We start from the raw sequence: 17,960 nt of genomic DNA, 5'->3' as shown, positions 1-17,960 counted from the left end.
TTAGCTCATTGCCCTTCTATAGTTCTGTAAAATTCATTTCGCCTTTTTTGTAGGAGGCTGTTTTTATATTTTTGTGCATGTTCAAAATTTAATTGGGACTGTTCATTTCTCAGTGGGTACTGCTCTAATACTGTTAATAGGCGGCTTGCCAAATCATCCACATTATCTGGCGGGGCAATAAGTTTGTTCGTTATTAACTCTGCTACTCCACCAACATCAGTGCCTACACAACACATTGAACTTGCCATGGCTTCGATCATGGCTCTTGGTAAGCCTTCCTGTCGTGAAGCCAATACAAATACATCAGATGTTTTGTGCCATGTCTTTATTTCGTTAAAATCACAAAAACCAACAAAATTAACTGCATTACTCAGCCCAAGCTCATTAGCTAACCCTTTAACCTCTTCTAGCTTTATCCCTGCGCCAACCCAAACTAAATTAACGTCTAGGCCTTTCTCTCTTACTTTTTTTAACGCATGTAATAATACATCTGGACCTTTGTAATAATGCTCTAAACTTCCAACGCTTAATATTTGATAAGAGTTTTTGTTTGCCGATTCAGGTTCTCGTAAAAAGTAGTCCGTATCCAGCAACGCTAAACTTGAATAATTGGTGGAAAAGGTCCCTCTCTTAGGAGGGTAAGTCTTTTGTAGACTATGCTCAGTAACAAAAGAACTTGCGTAGGCGCCTTTAACTTCCCATTTCATTTTAACCTTCAACAACCAGGCAATCATTTTAGAACTAACTGTTCGTCCTGCCACAGCATCGTAAGGGTCGCCAACAACCTCTACAGAGTACTTGTTAAAAATCATTGGAATTACTGCGGTTAATGACAAAGGTAGCCGAAACACTAACGTCGCATTTTGTTTTTTTATTCGCCTAGAGAGTGACCACCCTTTTTTCACCATCTTAAGGATATTGCGAACAAAACCACCTATGCCTCGATAGTTGCACAAATGTTCAAAAGTTACGCCTTCACAATCCGCTTTTTTATATTCTGAGCTGACTTCACTCACTTCAGCCACTCTTGAAACTACCACCACTTTATCGAACTCTGATAAATAACGTTGCCAGAAAAAGGCATCCGCTTTTGAACGGGTGTAATATTCACCATTTGGCAGTACGACAAACCTGGCATCATGAAAAACAAAAATTACCTTTCCCAACTAATTTTCCTTATTATAAAACGGCCATAGGTAATGCTATAAAAGAAAAACCAAGCTAAAACACCATATACAATGCCTTTAAGCATCATGTTGAAGTCGCCACGAATTGCGTAAATTGCAATGTATGACGCGTAGACAGAAATAAATAACGCTAAAGAGTCTCCTGCTATCGCTCTTAACCAGAAGACTCTAAACAAACTTCCCACACAAAAGAAAAAAGCAAACACCCCAATGTAACCAAAGTTCATGAATGCCTCAGCTTCTATTGAAAAACCAAATGCACCCGGTCGTACGTTCGCCCCATACATTTCGGTAAACCAAATTGTTAATCGGCCTATAGTTTCAAATTGCTTTAGCTGGACAAGTGATAAAACAGAATCTACGTATGTTACTCCATAGTAAAAATCAAAATAACCAACCTCTATCCACCTCAACACGTTAGTTACAATCATAAGGTTACTACCTTGGCTTAAAATGGCTTTTAAGGCTTCCAGCACACTGTCACCCTCTAGATTAGCTCTCAGTAGACTCAGTGCGGTAAATAATATCGAACAAACGAGCAATAATAGACCTAACTTGGTTAAGCTTATTTTTCGATAAAGGGAATAAGTTAAAATACATGGGATAATAATGAGAACAAAGTCGCGTTCACCAATTAACAAGCAATACCAAGTGAATGCCATAAAAATAACAGCATCATACTTAGTAAAGGATCTTTTAATAGATAGGCGAATACACACCAATAAAGGAGCTATATACATAACGATGTAATGTAGCGCCCCTATTTTATCTAAAATGTCAGACTTTTTTGATGCACCACCAATTTTCATCATTAAATTTAAGTAGGCTAAACCCAATACTAAACTCAATGCGATAAGAACAAGCTGAACATGCCATTTACTTCGGCTAGATTCACCGACTAAAATTTTGCTCGGTCGACTTTGCACAATTTTACTAACAAACAAGCCTAGTAAAGCAACACAAAATACGGTGACGGCGTCAGCTATATAGGTTTCTTTAATGCCTGAATATATTCCAAAACCAAGGTAGTAAGCTAAAACAGGTCCTAACGTAAAATAGATATAAAACAATATATAAAACATTAGTGGTGAAATAAGCCGGTTGTTATTTGTCACTCCGGCCTCCCAATAATAGGATGTAAGCTCCAAATACTCCTTTTAAAGCAAAAATAATCAGTAGCAACAAACTTGCGCTAAAGAATGCCTGTCCATTTGGTAAAAATAGACATGCCAACAAACCTATACCTAGTATTAAAATAGTTGTTCGAGCTAATACCTTTTCTCGTTTTAACATAATATTTAATGCATTTAACAAGTGAGAATAAAAATTTAACGCAAAAGCAACATTAATAATTAACCATTCAAAAAAATAAGATTGCGCATTTATATTAAATACAAAAGAAACAAGCTGAATTGAAACAAAAGAAAAGCATATGACTGCCAGGGACACTGCAGATATTAATAAGACTAGTTTTTTAATATCTGCGTTACCTAAGTGAGAAATAGTGGGCGTTAAATTTTGAGCAACGCTAATCTTAATTTTACCCCATTGATAATTTACTAAATTAATCACTAACATATTTACAAAAGACATAGCTTGAAAAAAAATCGTAAATAAAGCTAACTGTTCAATAGTCGAAAATGTCATTAAGTAATATTTAGGCAAATTAGCCAACACAGCCGTAAAAAGCGCAATAAAGACTAGATGGGAAGAACGTTTAAAAACATACCGGCCCAATACCTTATGTTGTGTTTCACTGTTACATAACTGCAATGGCCGCAAAACACTAAAGTAATGAATAAATAAAATAAGGCTACCAAATGCAAACAACAACGATAGTTCTAAATCGGACAGCATTACTAACAACGAAATTAAAACGTAAACAGAAAACTTAAAGGCATTCAATTTATCAATAGCGTGAGTTAGATTTTGATTTTGATACTTGCCTAACTCAAGCTCGTGGTGAGACTCAATAAACTTAAATAAACATAAGGCAACAAGAAGCGGAATTGAAACATTGACGGAAAATTTGGTTATTAAATAGGTAGCAACCACTAAAAAAGTTAAAAACAAAGCCGAATGAAAAATAAAACGCATTTTTAACACGTTATCAAATGCGCTAGCGACGTTTACTTCCGACGCCAATAATTGTTTAAAACCAAACAGCCCCAACACATTGAGTGGCACGCATATGGCTAATATATAGGAGTATTCTCCAATTTCTTGTAAGCCACGAAACTGTGCGATCACCACAATAAGGAATACTTGTGCCAATGCAACTAAGATACCGCTCGCTCCAAGGCTTTTTATTCTTTTTATCAATGGAGTCTCTAAACTACTTTGTACTGCTATTTTTTATAGTTTCTATACTATATTTATAACGAGTAACTTACACCTATAAACTGCAATAAAATACAAATAATTTCTAAGTCGGGTTAGTCATAATTATTTCATGAACTCCTTCCGATATATTGCTATAGTGTGAATGCTAACCATACGTCGTAGTGAAGAACTAACTTCAGCGACTTACACATAAGCATTAGCATAAACAAAAGATTTTCATTGAATCAAAGGACACATAGGAGTTTTCAATGAGTACAAATGCAAAAACATTATCAAAAGTTAAAAAGGCCATTATTCCCGTTGCTGGACTTGGCACTCGCATGTTACCGGCATCAAAAGCCATTCCAAAAGAAATGCTGCCAATTGCAGACAAACCTATTATTCAATATGTTGTTAACGAGATCATTGCTGCCGGCATTAAAGAAATTATCTTAGTTACGCACTCTTCAAAAAACAGCATAGAAAACCATTTTGATAAAAGCTTTGAGCTTGAGTCTATTTTGGAAAAACGCGTAAAACGTCAGTTATTAGACGAAGTACAGGCTATTTGCCCAAAAGACGTTACCATAATGCACGTTCGTCAAGGCGAAGCTAAAGGTTTAGGCCACGCCATTGCTTGTGCGCGACCATTGGTAGGTAATCACCCATTTGCCGTTGTATTGCCCGATGTAATGATCAACGATTACGACTCAAACTTAAAACAAGACAACTTAGCCGACATGATCAAGCTTTATGACGAGAGTAGAGCGAGTCAAATCATGGTGGATGCAGTGCCAAATGAAGACGTGAATAAATACGGTATTGCTGATGTAGACGGCGTTAAAATAAAAGCCGGCGAATCAAAAGCCATGGTAGGCATGGTTGAAAAACCTGATATCGATGACGCACCGTCAAACCTAGCTGTTGTTGGCCGTTATGTTTTATCTGCAGAAATCTGGGATATTCTTGAGAAAACGCCAGTTGGCGCAGGCGATGAAATTCAGCTCACCGATGCCATCGCTACGTTAATGGACTGGGAACAAGTCAATGCTTATGTATTAAAAGGCAGCTACCATGACTGTGGCGACAAGCTTGGTTACATGAAAGCGTTTGTTGAATACAGCAAGCGTCATCCGGTATTAGGCGAAGCCTTTAGTGAGTACTTAAGCCAGTAACAATGAACTAGGCCAGAGAGCAAACTAAATATCAGTGAGCTCTTCTATCGCTGAGTGCCAAACAAAACGCTGCACCGTCATACGGTTATTAACGCAGCGTTTTTTTTATGCCTGACTAAAATGGAAACACCAGAGGTATCACGGTTAGCGCAGTAACAGCATAAGTGAGCGATACCGGCCAACCAAAACGAATAAAGTCTTTTAACTCATAACTGCCAGCATTAAAAATCATTAAGTTAGTTTGATAACCGTAAGGGCTAATAAAACTGCCACTAGCACCAAAAGCCACCGCCATCACAAAGGGCATGACATTCACATTTAAACCAAGCGCAACAGAATACGCCAAGGGCAACATAAGCGCAGCGGCGGCATTATTGGTAATTAGCTCTGTCATTAACACTGTTAGAATAAATATGCCCACAAAGGCCCACCACACGCTGTAATCGCTTAACGTCTCTTGTATCCAGTTGGCAAACATTAAACTGGCGCCGACGTTATCCAACGACGAGGCAATCGTTAACGCGCCCACCACAACTAGCCATAACTCCAGCGGAAAGCGTTGTTTAATTTGATGGATACCTAAACTGCCAATCGCGGTAAGCAAAGCAAGATAAAATACAAAACACTTAAGCAAGCTTATCGAAAAGATCACCGAAATACTGATGCTACCAATAAAGCCCCAAAGCGCCGTTTTTTCGCGCCAGCCAGACAAGGCATTATCAACGCGCTTACCTTTTAACAAAAAGAAGTTTTTCATAAAGCTATGACGGCCTTCAATATCACCCTCGACGGCCAGCACCAAAAAATCCCCAGGCTTAATACGAATGTTGCTTAGCTTGCCCGACAGTCGACCACCTTGGCGTCTAATTGCTACCACGCCGGCATTAAACCGAGAACTAAAACCCGACGACTTTAACGTTTTGCCAATCAACGAACTCGATGGCCGAACCATCACCTCGGCGAGTTTACGACTGATCTCCCCTTCTGAGTCGGCGTACATGCTCAAACCGTCAAACTGCTGCAATACCGACACCTTTTTAACATCGCCAGAAAAAATAAGTCGGTCGCCACCTTTAATTACTTCATCTTGCTCCACTGGCGATATCACGAGTCCGTAACGAACGATTTCTACAAGCTCTAGTTGGTCTAAATTTAATAAGCCACTGTCTTCCATACTGGTATCAATTAAAGTTGAAGCCTCTTGTACCACCGCCTCAACTAAATAGCCTTCACTGCTATCGCTAGTTTCTAATTCACCTTTTAGACGCGGGATCTGAATTAGTATGACAATTAAGCAACAAAACGACACGGCAAGACCAATATATAAAAAATCAAAAAAGGCAAAACCAGGATGGCCTTTTTCAATCAACATAGAGTCAACAATTAAATTGGTTGAGGTGCCGACTAAGGTCATAGTGCCGCCAAGAATGGCCGCATAAGAAAGAGGAAGCAGCAGTTTATTAGGAGGAATGATTTTGTTAGATTTGATGGGGTTAATCAGTGTTGCAACCACAGCGGTATTATTTAAAAACGCCGACGAAAACAAAGTGGTAATAAGTGTTTTAATATAAGTGAGTGAGGAAACTCGGCTCAATAAAAGTTGAGACAAGCGGCGCAAATAACTCGTTTGCTCCAAAACAGAAGCACAAATAATTAATAAAATGAGGGTCATTAAGCCGTTATTAACAGCATTAGAAAGGACATTTTCGGTAGAAACAAAGCCACACAAATAGCAGGCTAAAATGGCGACACCAAAAACCCGCTCCGGCACTTGCTGAAATCGAATGAGGCCACCAATGGTAGCCACCAATATAACAACTGGACCAAACGGCTCGAGCACGATTTACTACCTTGTTGATTATTTATACTAAATCAACTGTAGAGTAAAAGTGCTCTTTTTCCAAAGATTTAATAAGTGTTTTTATTAAAATTAACCGTTTACCTTCGCGTATAAATCACTAGTTTTAACTATGGTGAACATTAGTTGGCAAAACCAGTAAAGAACAACAATACTAAAATAAAATTGATGATGCGAATAAATATCAAAGTTTAAAGAGTTGCTTGATAAAAATTGAAATAGCTAAACTGAATAGAGTTGATACCCTAGAGGCGACTTCAGAATTGGCAATTTAAAGAACTCCAATCATAGCAAAGACAAGAATTATTTGGTGGCCAAAATCACTGCGCCACTGCAACGTATTGCATGACCTACCTTTCGTAGCTGTATACGTCGGTAAGCACTGAACAAGCGAATGAGCACACCCTCGAGTCGAGATTAAGCCACCAAAGCAAAAACTTAATTGTGTGCAATTAGTTGCTTAAATTGTATATTGCACTCTTCAAAGACACCATGAACCCTATATTATTTTTTAAGTACGGCTAACTACCACGTTGCTGAAATACCCTCGCCCCAAAGTCTTCGTGTTTTCACACCTTCGTTATATTAACAACGAGTATTAAAAAGCAACGTATAAAAAGGTTAATCTAAGTAGTATTTATGTTTACAATAGAAAAGTTACGTTATTTGGTAATATCCGATTTCTGAAGTAGGTCACATAAGGCAAGTTCAAAATGAATAAAAAACATATTCTGGTTACTGGTGGGGCGGGCTATATTGGTTCACACACATTAATTGAATTGCTACAGAATAATTATGATGTCGTTGTTATAGATAACTTAAGTAACTCCAACCAAGAGTCAATTAGGCGCGTAGAAAAGATTACAAAACAAAATGTACGTTTTTATCACGGTGATATCAGAGATAAAAACTTCGTAATAAAAGTGTTAGAAAGTCATCCCCAGATATCAGCCGTTATTCATTTTGCTGCCCTCAAAGCTGTTGGCGAGTCTAACGAGATACCGTTAGACTATTATCAAAATAACGTGTCAGGCACGTTAACACTATTAGAAGTCTTGAAAGGCGCTAACATCAAGCAATTTGTTTTTAGCTCATCTGCCACTGTTTATGGCGATCCAGCAAAGGTGCCAATTACCGAAGATTTCCCAACTAAAGCTACAAACCCTTATGGTCAAACTAAACTAATTGTTGAGCATATATTGCAAGATCTTTACCACGCAGACAATAGTTGGTCTATCTCAATTTTACGTTATTTTAACCCTGTGGGTGCACACAAGTCTGGCTTAATTGGTGAGAGCCCTAATGGTATACCGAACAATTTAATGCCTTTTGTTCAACAAGTTGCTATTGGTAAAAGATCACGGTTATCTGTATTTGGGAACGACTACGCTACCAAAGATGGCACTGGTGTTAGAGATTATATACATGTAGTGGACCTTGCAAAGGGCCATATTAAAGCGTTAGAGGCATTACAACCGAATGGTAACTTACTTATCCACAACCTAGGGACTGGAACAGGGTATTCAGTATTGGAGATTGTTGAGGCGTTTCAAAAACAAACTAAGCAAAGTATTCCTTATGAAATTTCGCCACGTAGAGCCGGCGATATTGCAAAGTGCTGGGCCGCTACTGACAAGGCCGAAAGAGAGTTGGGTTGGAAAGCAGAATTAGGCTTAAAAGAAATGGTAGACAGTGCTTGGAATTGGCAGGTTAATAATCCAAATGGATATGACTAATTATCACATAAAGCGCTATAACGTTAAGTGTTCTTCATTTAGCGTTACAGCGCAATTTCAATTTAGTTATTATTATTTATTTGATGCGGCTTAAGAGTACACATCTGTCGTAAAGTTAGATGGTAAACAATAAATGTAAAAATAAACGAAACAAACATAATTACTTCTGACACCTTATATATTTCGCCTATTACGCCGAAACCACATAATATTACTGCAACACCACAAATGATAGTAAGCGACTTTAAATCAGAAAATTTAAACCTCTGAAGAATATGATGAATATGATCACGGTCTGGGTAAAAAGGGGAGTGCCCTCTTCTCAGCCTTCGCATAACAATTGAAGCCATATCAAATAAAGGGATAGCAATTAACCATAAACAGGTTACTGGCCTTATAGTATTAACTGAATGCTCTTGACTTGCTCCGAGCAACAACCAAACAACAGTAAAGCCTATCATCATACTTCCAGCATCACCCATAAATACTTTACGCTCACGGCCGATTATGCCCAAATTTAAAAATATGAAAGGAATGATTGCAACCAAAAATAATAAACTGATGTAAAGTTTAGCTTCTTGTCCTGTCCAATTCATCAAAACAGCAACTGAAGCAAAAGTAACAATAGATAAGCCACCTAATAATCCATCTATACCATCGACCATATTAAAAGCATTAATTGCACCAACTACAGCTAGAACAGTTACAGGCCAGCCTAACCACCCCAATTCTATATCACCTAGGTTAAATAAATTACCTAAGTCGGACAGCATTATCCCGCTGTAGTGGATCATTATAATAGATATTAGCGCCTGTACCAAAATTCGGAATTTAAAGCTCACATCAAAACGATCATCTACTGCGCCAAGCAAAGTAAGAATAACGATAGACGCAATAAAAAGGTCGTTATAGGCGTTTAACACAGGATTAAAGTATAAGTAGTGAACGACTGTAAAACAGATAGACACACCACCAACAAGAGGAATTGAACCATCGTGCTTTTTCCGTTCGTTTGGCTTATCTACCAATCCTACTACTTTACCGATTTTTCTAAAAATATAGAGCGACGAAGCCGCTACAAAAAATACAAATAAAAACTCTAAAAATGGGTATTCCATTTATCCCTCTTTAACCTGGTTAGCAATACACTGCGACACACCGCATTTTAACTAATAAAAAGCACCTTTGCACGAGTTAAAACATTGAAACTCTAATTCAGCTAAAGTGAAATTTTGATTCAAGAAAAGCCGAGAGTAAATTTTATATAAATACAACTTTGTAATTGTTCTAAAAAATGTATTCAGTAATAAAGGTTCTGCTGTTTGAATTTTTCTCTATGCTATGCTTTTGTGAAGAAGTTTGTGCTCCAACTCTTCTACTAGAGGCTTTAACTGATTAGACCAAGAATACTTTTCTTCAATAACTCTCCTTCCGCTTACAGAGATATTAAACGCAAAATCCATATCAGAAAGTAACCTTCCAACATGCGAAACATACTCTTCAGCACAATCTGCTTTTAGAATATCGATTCCCTCTACAGCATCTATTCCCTCAAGGCCAATTTGACTTGATATCGTTGGTATCCCAAGGGCCATATACTCTAACACTTTATTTTGAACACCGGCCCCTAAACGCATTGGACATACAGCAATGGCAGCTCCTTTTGCTTCGTTTACGATAGATTCTACACTGCCAGTAGCTACAACGTTATTAATTGCGTTTAATTGAGCGATTGTTGATTCATCTGCTCTACCAATAATTTTAAGCGTACAACCATACTTTTCAAATAGTGTGGGCAGAACCTTTTCAGAAAACCAAATTACTGCATCCAAATTCTGAACGGTTGTCATATTTCCAATGAAGATAATAGTCTTTCCGTCTGGGTTATAGCTTCCATTTATTTGGTTAAATTCTACACCGTTAGATGAGACGATCGTGTTTACAGTGTTACTTTCTTTGTATAAGAACTTTTTATCGACTTCAGAAATAAGAGATACTATATTAAACTTCGAACCAACGTTGCGTTCATACTTTAGCAGTTTAGGTTGCTCTATAGAATATATTATTTTCTTTAGGCTTATTCCACCCTCTGAATCTCTAACCCTCTGATAGTTAAGTGAAATTGCATCCGTCATTTCTAAAATTTTAATATTTGTACTCTGCTCTGCATATTGTGCCGTCCTAACCAAGTGTGGCATCACAGCGTCACATTTTGATGACAGATCTTTGACAAGTTCTCTAAACTGACTATTTTGATAATAAGCTACCTGCATTGGAACAGAAGTAAATAATGACAGTAGCGAATTTAAATATGATTTCCACTTGGGTTGCAGAACCCTCACAACGGATTTAAATACTAAGTCTTTTGGTATTTTATAAACTAATTCACTTTTCGTTTCACAAAGACTAGCTAAATGAATATCGTAGTGTTCAGATAACTCTTTACATATATTGTAAATTCTTAAACGATCTCCACCTATTACTGGATAAGGGAATCTTGGGGTAATCACCAAAATACTTTTTCTCATATTATTCCACCTCTATTTAATGCAAGCTTAACACCTTTAATTCTCGTTAATTGACAAATTATAATTAACGGTATCCAAAAACCGAGAATACTTGAACTTACAAGCATAACTAAAGCACTATTCGTAAACATATTTACCAGAAAACCAACTGGCACTTGAATGAAAAATGAAAATAAGTAAACAAAAAACATCTTCGAAGCCAACTCATTAATCTTTTTAGTTTGAGTTAAATTAACTGCAATCAAATTAGAAGCATAGTGTATAAGCCAAATGATAAAACAAGTGAAAAGTATCTTTAACTCAAAATTATTGATTATTGATATAACTGCACCAAAAGAAATAATAAATACAATTTCTTGCTTTTTTCGAGCCGCGGTTAACATACCTATATAAAAGAAAATAAGATTGTGCAAAACACCTGTATAATTAAGCAACGTGGCTGGGTTGGCTTCATGACGAAAGTTATAAAAGGTGATGACAAATAAACATCCTAAAATTGTTCTAGAAAGTCTATTATGGCTGACCTTAAATAAAATATAAAAAATGACAAACGTCAGAAACAACGTAGGTAAAAACCAATAAAATATTACCGGATTATTCCAAGGAACCAAGAGCCTTTCTATATAGTCGATAAAAGAAGGAGATATAGGCCTCATTGCAAAATTTGATAGGAACACTTTTAACAAATATCCCATTGTGCTAAAAAGCACATAAGGAAAAAGTAACCTTCGAGCTTTCTTCAACATAAACTCGTTAAATGGAGACGCACTTTTATTTCGTGAAAATAAGAACCCAGATATGTAAAAAAATAAGGGCATATGGAAATAATAAATAGCCTCAACAAGGTAATTAAAAAATCCCATATAACTACTATTGTAATCAAACCTACCTGGCAAGGAATGACCAATTACAACTAAGATAGTCGCAAATATTGTTAAGATAGAGATATCAACTATTTTATTTTTCATCTAAAACTCTTTTCGTATAATAGCAGCTGATTAACGCGGGAATTAACCAATATGAAATAAATAAATAACTAGCCATTTGAATCATATTGGCAAACATAAAAAACATTCCAAAGAGTAAACACTTTGCAAAATGGTCTTTGGGAAATTTTTTTAGTATGTGCTTTATTTGCAGGTAAGAAATTAAGTAAAAAGCAACAATAAATAAAAATGTAACCAAACCATTATCTGTAACTAATTTAGTTATAAAATTTCTTTGGTCGGCGTTTTTCTTTTCTACATGTTTATTCACTGTATCGTTTTCGAGTGCGTAGTCCATATTACTCTTCACATAATCGGAAAAATGGGCGCCATAATTTCCTAAACCAAGTCCCTCTGGGTTATCCAAAAATATATTAAATGATATTATTGGGTATCCGAGCCTTATGAAGGCAGAACCATCGAGCTTTGACAAGCTCCTCAAATTCATAACGTTTTGAACGTTGTCTAAGTTAGCAATTTTATCGATCCTTGATACGTAATATCCCCCTGATTCTTTTATAGAGTCAAAGACGATAGCAAATAGTTGCATTATTACTAAGCCATATAATAGCGTCTTAACTATATTACTGATGGAAAATTTATTTAGTAAAAATGCAACTACGAAAAATGCTAAAATTACGATACCCGACAAAGAAAAAGTGGCTATGAAAAATATGATCAAAGAGTAAAAAGTAAATTTACTTCTTACTCTTTGATCAACCTTTAAGAAATACCAAGCAAAAGGTAATAATAGGGAAATCAGTCTACACGCCCACGCGGGTTCAGATGTTGTCAATACAATCCTACTTGGAGTTTTCCCAGATAACACCAGTGAAAGTGACTCTCCTAGTATCTTAGGAATAAAACCTGCCCAAGACAAAAGATCAACCCAACCAATTAATACTGTAACGTAAATGGCAGATTTAATCAGTGTTAATGCAAACTCAAAACCTTTGTAATTAAGCAAATATTTATAGCCAAAAAACGATAATGTTCCACACAAAAACATTGAAAAAGCTATAACATTGTTCACGCCAAAAGAACTATATGAGAGAAGTACTCCAATCAATAGTGAAAAAGCGATGTAACAAATTAAAACGAAATCTAGTCTTTCTAACTTACGAGTAATAAATAGCCGCTTAATTAGATAAGGAACGGCTACAACACTGACTAATAAGGTCGATACAGGTTTAAATAGACCTGGTATAAACGGCAGCGTCCAAAACGGTATTAAAAGCCAGCAAAGCCGATAGTATGCATACTGAAAAATCATATGACCTTTACAACTCTATATTAAATAACTTAAGTATCTTTTGAGAAAAAATGTCTATAGAGTACTTTTTATCAACGTTAATTTTATTTTTTAATAATAAATTTTGCTTCCGATCTAACGGTAGGTTGTCCCACCACTTAATTTTTCTGGCGAGTGATTGAAAACTGTCAACTTCAAAAATGAAATCGTTTTCAATTTCAGTGTCTTTGCACTCTCGGATATTACTACATAAACACGGTATAAAAGAGGCCATAGCTTCCAATACTACATTAGGAGTACCTTCGAATTTTGAGGGGTGTACTATTAAATCCACATCTGCGTATATGCTCTCTACCGGTTTTGCTCCTTTAAAAAGCACTCTTTCCTCTAACCCCCTTCTAGTAATTTCCACTTTTAAAAAATCGAAATATAAATCATCAACGGCCGTATAGTATAGGTTGAGAGTGAGAGCTGTGCCCTCTATTGCCTGAATTGCTGAAATAATGTTTTTTTCACTCGAAATTCTAGCTACCAATCCGATTTTTGTAACTTTTTTAGAAGTTACGGTACTCTCATAACGAATAGGTTCCACAAAATTGTGAATCAAAAAAGTGTTAGTTTTTATATCTTTAAAGAATTCATACAAAGACTCACCATTAACTACAAAACTGTCAACTAGCAATGACATAACCTTATAAAGTGGCCTTCTAGAAATCGTTTGTGGCGACAGAATTCGTTCAGAGTATATAATTTTTGAAGCTGATACGAGTTTCAGTAAACACAGTGGCATAAGGTATAAAGTATAAAAATAAATAAAGTCAGGTTTTCCTTTTCTTACAAGCAGCAGTACCTTCAAAGCTGTTATTAAAACACTAAATGTCTTTGAGTTGATTGCGTCAATATTGAAGTGCTTGACATAAATACCTCTTGCTACGAACTCTTTTCCCTTCTCAACACATTTAGAATTTGAACTCAATACGTATAAACTGAGCTCACATTTTTCACCCGCTAAAACCTCTACTAGTTTACAAAACTGCTTTTCCGCGCCACCATATGACAGGTAAGGGGCTACTAAACTTATTTTCATGATATTTCCATCACTTTTTTTGCAAAAAAACGCTCTTGTTTAATCAACGTTGACTCTAAAGAAAAGCAATTGGCCGCCAGTTCTCTATTATTTGTTTTCTTATCTAAAGAAAAGCCATTAATTAAACATATCTCAAATCCCAAACCCGTTAGATATTCATAAGATGTACTATCTCTGTTTAAATAGACATCTGCTCCTGTAGACAAAAGAAACCTGATATTCCCCATTCCTTGTTGCCCGAGATGATGAAATATAGCTATATCCATTGACGCCAATATTTTACGATATTCTTCTAGGGTCATAAATTCATCCAAAATTACAACATTGTTTGCACCTAACTTTTGTTTTGCAATTTGAGCGATAAAGTCACCATAAACTTTATCACCGTACGATAGTGGAAAGTAAAATTTAACATTTTCCTCGAAGCTACAGCTTTCTAAGTGTTGAATAACAAAAATATGATTATTTCTAGCTAAAGCAGAAGTTCCAATCAAAATATGTTTAGCCTCTTTAATGTCGACAACGTCATTTATTTCTATAGGCTCAACACTATTACTCGGATAAAACCCTCCTAAATCGACGAACTTCACTTTGTATTTGCATAATTTTCTCGCCACTTCATAATCATTTTTTATATATGTGATAAAGCCTGAGAATAAATTCAAGTATTTCCTGTAAAGCCTAGATTTTATTTTATCTTTTAATGACTTACCCAAGTGATAAATCTCTCCTCCCCATAAGACCAAATACAATTTAGCTCGAGATGGTCTGGCAATAAGCATTGCCAAGATTAATAGAACAAGTGTATTAAATCTAGGCACAGAGTGAAACACAACTTTATCAAACTTTTGAAGTCCAAATACCAGTTTAAAAACAGAAGCGACATTACTGGGGATAAATTCTAGTTGACTCTCCTCCTTTCGAAGCCTATCACCTAAGTATACGAATCGGTGCGTGCTTTCTTTAATATGCTTGTGTACCATGTTGGAATATGCGGGAACAAACTTATTTTCGTCGGCTCTATTATTAAAAAAGACATGTAAATTTAATGTTTCCAAAAAGAGTTCTCCATTATATACATCTATAGCTCCTGAGATTTTAAGAAGGTTAAAATCCTTGAACGTTCACTTCTATACAGAATAGGCAGCAAAAGCAAACCAAGAAATGACCAGTTTAAATAATCGATTTCTTTTCCGAAAAGCAAATAAAAACAAGACCCAAAGCTCATTACTACAGTACTAGTAAATGCATACCCAGTATCAAAATCTAACCATAGTGTTTTGCTAGCATACGTTCGAAAAACAAAATAAAGAAAAAAAGTTAAAACACTCGATATTGCAGCACCATCTATACCTTTATAAGGTACTAAAATCATATTACTAAAAATGCAAAAAGTTAATGTAAGCACCGACAACAAGAGTGAATAGTTTGTTTTTTTTGAAACCGCAATTCCAACAACTGTGGTTTCTGAGATTATAAATAAAATTGGGCACAACGAACATATGACAATTAAGAAAGGTAGGTCTTCATAACCTACAGGAAAAAAAAGAGTTATCGCTGGAGAAAACACACCCACCAACGCGAAAAGTATAACACACGTAGAGACTGTCAAACCAATCACAGAATTCAATTTATCAATATTTATTCCCTCGCTAACCCATTTAAATAAAGTTGGATGCCAAATTGAAGAGAAGAAACTAGAAAGTATATTGAAAGCTCCTCCCACTGTTACTGCTATAGAGTAAATGGCTACGTCTTCTAATGAAAAATAGTGATTCAAAAAAAACCTATCGATTACTTTCACTAACCAAAACGCTAAACTCCCAAACATTAAAGGTAATGAATACCTTAGCAATCGCTTAATTCGCATCATATTCGGGGGAGGGGTTAGCCAAAATGTTTTTAACGTAGCGCTATAACAATAAAGCAATAGTAAAAAAGTAGATATAATTGCAACTAAATGAGCGCTGAATAATGCCGCAAATGTCCGACTAATCAAAAGCAGAAATAAAAACATAAACAACAAGAAAAAAAACCTAGGAGCGACCAGGCTAATACTATAAATTAACGCTCTTTCTTCCATGCGAAAAACATGAAGAATTAAATTATTTATTGTTAAGAAACAAACGGCTAATATTACGAAAAGGTCTAACCAGTAGCCGCTAAAATTAAATAAGTATCCAGATAGACTAAAACCACTCCACTTATACACAAGCCAGTGAACTATTATTATAAAAACGGTTAACAGGAGAGAAGGTATTAATGAATCTAAAAACAACCCTTCTTTATCTTTTGTTTCATGATAATCACGTACATACCCTTGAAACAAACCCAAACCCATCACAACACAAGATAGATTAAGAAACACTTGAAACATTACAAGAGAGCCGACAGCCTCTTTTGGAAAAAACCAAGTGGATATTGGGAGGGTTATAACTCCCAATAAGGCGGTCACCACAGGACCAATAGCGTAGAGTTTTAGATTCGACAGAGGGGCGATTTTCAAAAAGTATTTCCTTCAATACAAAGTATCTCGAAATCAGTATTTTCAAGGTTTCAATAGTTCGGTTAATATGCAATTTTAGAACTTTGAAAACCTGCATTTCGATACCGACTTAACATGGCAGTTAAGTCGGTATATCTACATTTATTAACTAGAAGCCAAGAATTCTTTGTTAACTGCTGTGCGCTGAACTAGTCAGTAAAAAATGATTTTACTGCTTCTAACACTTCAGTTTGTTCAACATCATTCATCCCGAAATATAAAGGTAAACGGACAAGCTTCTCACTTTCTTTAGTAGTATGAATGTCTTTATCTTTAAATCGACCAAACACTTTTCCGGCGGGACTTGAGTGCAGCGGTACATAATGAAAAGGGGTTACTATAGAACGAGCCCTCATATATATTATAAATTCATCCCTTTGGTCTTTATCCTTACATTTTATGTAAAACATATGGGCATTATGTGAAACTTCCTGCGGAATAAAAGGTAATTGCTTATTGGAGAGCGTTAAACTTAGTGAGTCAAAATAATTTTTCCAAATTCTTAGTCTCATTTCGTTGATTGCGCTCGCTTCTAAAAGTTGAGCATACAAAAAAGAAGCCTGCAATTCACCAGGCAAATAGCTTGAGCCAACATCCTGCCATGTATATTTATCAACCAATCCATTTATAAACTGACTTCGATTAGTACCTTTTTCTCTTATTATTTCAGCTTTTCCGATAAGGCTCTTGTCATTTATTAAAATTGCACCACCTTCGCCACCTGAAGAATAGTTTTTAGTTTCATGGAAACTAAAACATCCGACATGGCCTATAGTGCCTAATGCTTTCCCTTTATACTCTGACATGACCCCTTGCGCGGCGTCCTCAATAACCCATAAGCCGTAGCGATTAGCAATGCTCATGATAGTGTCCATCTCACAAGCCACACCGGCATAGTGCACTGGTACTATTGCTCTGGTTTTACTTGTTATTGCGCTCTCTATCTTACTTTCGTCAATATTCATCGTGTCGCGCCGAATATCAACAAATACAATATTGGCGCCTCGTAAAACAAATGCATTTGCTGTTGAAACAAACGTATAGGAAGGCATAATAACTTCGTCGCCTGGCTTAATATTAACTAGCAGCGCTGCTAATTCTAAAGCAGCAGTACAAGAAGGGGTCAATAAAGCTTTATGTGTCGCAAATTTTTCTTCAAACCATTTTTCACATTTTTTTGAAAATGGTCCATCACCGGCAAGTGCATCTGAGCTCAAAGCTTGCTCTATAAACTCTAACTCTTTTCCTGTCTTCGGTGGCCTATTAAAAGGGATCATATTATTT

The 17,960-nt window shown here is 36.1% G+C and carries 14 protein-coding genes; 2 read left to right on the top strand and 12 right to left on the bottom strand.

Going from position 1 to position 17,960, the window contains the following annotated elements:
* Nucleotides 1-5: 5 nt before the first annotated feature.
* From ACZ1GV_RS04350 to ACZ1GV_RS04340, 3 genes are read right to left on the bottom strand one after another with little or no spacing between them, the layout of a single operon-like run.
* A complete protein-coding gene (locus tag ACZ1GV_RS04350; protein ID WP_210559819.1) occupies nt 6-1,166 on the bottom strand; it encodes a glycosyltransferase in 1,161 nt (386 codons plus the stop codon).
* Complete coding sequence (locus tag ACZ1GV_RS04345; RefSeq protein ID WP_472675398.1) at nt 1,154-2,302, bottom strand: O-antigen polymerase; 1,149 nt, start codon at nt 2,300-2,302, stop codon at nt 1,154-1,156. Before ACZ1GV_RS04345 ends, ACZ1GV_RS04350 begins: the two co-directional genes overlap by 13 nt.
* Nucleotides 2,292-3,509 carry a polysaccharide biosynthesis protein gene (locus ACZ1GV_RS04340; protein ID WP_472675397.1) on the bottom strand — a complete coding sequence of 406 codons (1,218 nt, stop codon included), beginning with the start codon at nt 3,507-3,509 and terminating at the stop codon, nt 2,292-2,294. The genes ACZ1GV_RS04345 and ACZ1GV_RS04340 overlap by 11 nt, the downstream gene beginning before the upstream one ends.
* Nucleotides 3,510-3,778: 269 nt before the next feature.
* Here ACZ1GV_RS04340 and galU point away from each other — a divergent pair, with 269 nt between their 5' ends.
* The gene (gene galU, locus ACZ1GV_RS04335) at nt 3,779-4,684 is read left to right on the top strand and encodes a UTP--glucose-1-phosphate uridylyltransferase GalU (RefSeq protein WP_472675396.1); all 906 of its coding nucleotides are present in this window, start codon (nt 3,779-3,781) and stop codon (nt 4,682-4,684) included.
* Between the two features lie 115 nt (nt 4,685-4,799).
* Here galU and ACZ1GV_RS04330 read toward each other — a convergent pair whose 3' ends face one another.
* Nucleotides 4,800-6,524 (bottom strand): SLC13 family permease, encoded by a 1,725-nt coding sequence (locus ACZ1GV_RS04330; protein WP_472675395.1) that lies wholly within the window; start codon nt 6,522-6,524, stop codon nt 4,800-4,802.
* Between the two features lie 731 nt (nt 6,525-7,255).
* Between ACZ1GV_RS04330 and galE the strand changes: the two genes are divergently transcribed.
* A complete protein-coding gene (gene galE, locus ACZ1GV_RS04325; RefSeq protein ID WP_472675394.1) occupies nt 7,256-8,278 on the top strand; it encodes a UDP-glucose 4-epimerase GalE in 1,023 nt (340 codons plus the stop codon).
* A gap of 62 nt (nt 8,279-8,340) precedes the next feature.
* Here galE and wecA read toward each other — a convergent pair whose 3' ends face one another.
* From wecA to rffA, 8 genes are all read right to left on the bottom strand, one after another.
* Nucleotides 8,341-9,396: a UDP-N-acetylglucosamine--undecaprenyl-phosphate N-acetylglucosaminephosphotransferase gene (gene wecA / locus ACZ1GV_RS04320; RefSeq protein ID WP_472675393.1), complete on the bottom strand. Its 1,056-nt coding sequence runs from the start codon at nt 9,394-9,396 to the stop codon at nt 8,341-8,343.
* A 216-nt stretch (nt 9,397-9,612) separates the two neighbouring features.
* Entirely contained in the window at nt 9,613-10,806 is a 1,194-nt protein-coding gene (locus ACZ1GV_RS04315) for a glycosyltransferase (protein ID WP_472675392.1), read from the bottom strand.
* Complete coding sequence (locus ACZ1GV_RS04310; RefSeq protein WP_472675391.1) at nt 10,803-11,774, bottom strand: acyltransferase family protein; 972 nt, start codon at nt 11,772-11,774, stop codon at nt 10,803-10,805. The genes ACZ1GV_RS04315 and ACZ1GV_RS04310 overlap by 4 nt, the downstream gene beginning before the upstream one ends.
* The gene (locus ACZ1GV_RS04305) at nt 11,764-13,065 is read right to left on the bottom strand and encodes a hypothetical protein (RefSeq protein ID WP_472675390.1); all 1,302 of its coding nucleotides are present in this window, start codon (nt 13,063-13,065) and stop codon (nt 11,764-11,766) included. The genes ACZ1GV_RS04310 and ACZ1GV_RS04305 overlap by 11 nt, the downstream gene beginning before the upstream one ends.
* A 7-nt stretch (nt 13,066-13,072) precedes the next feature.
* Entirely contained in the window at nt 13,073-14,131 is a 1,059-nt protein-coding gene (locus tag ACZ1GV_RS04300) for a glycosyltransferase family 4 protein (protein ID WP_472675389.1), read from the bottom strand.
* Nucleotides 14,128-15,189 (bottom strand): TDP-N-acetylfucosamine:lipid II N-acetylfucosaminyltransferase family protein, encoded by a 1,062-nt coding sequence (locus ACZ1GV_RS04295; protein WP_472675388.1) that lies wholly within the window; start codon nt 15,187-15,189, stop codon nt 14,128-14,130. Before ACZ1GV_RS04295 ends, ACZ1GV_RS04300 begins: the two co-directional genes overlap by 4 nt.
* A 23-nt stretch (nt 15,190-15,212) precedes the next feature.
* Nucleotides 15,213-16,637: a lipopolysaccharide biosynthesis protein gene (locus tag ACZ1GV_RS04290; RefSeq protein ID WP_472675387.1), complete on the bottom strand. Its 1,425-nt coding sequence runs from the start codon at nt 16,635-16,637 to the stop codon at nt 15,213-15,215.
* A 188-nt stretch (nt 16,638-16,825) separates the two neighbouring features.
* Nucleotides 16,826-17,953 carry a dTDP-4-amino-4,6-dideoxygalactose transaminase gene (rffA, locus tag ACZ1GV_RS04285; RefSeq protein WP_472675386.1) on the bottom strand — a complete coding sequence of 376 codons (1,128 nt, stop codon included), beginning with the start codon at nt 17,951-17,953 and terminating at the stop codon, nt 16,826-16,828.
* Nucleotides 17,954-17,960 lie beyond the last annotated feature (7 nt).

This window comes from Psychrosphaera sp. HA2-10 (assembly GCF_055693745.1).
The sequence above is the reverse complement of the archived record's forward strand: the minus strand, read 5'-3'. Positions and strand labels throughout refer to the sequence as shown.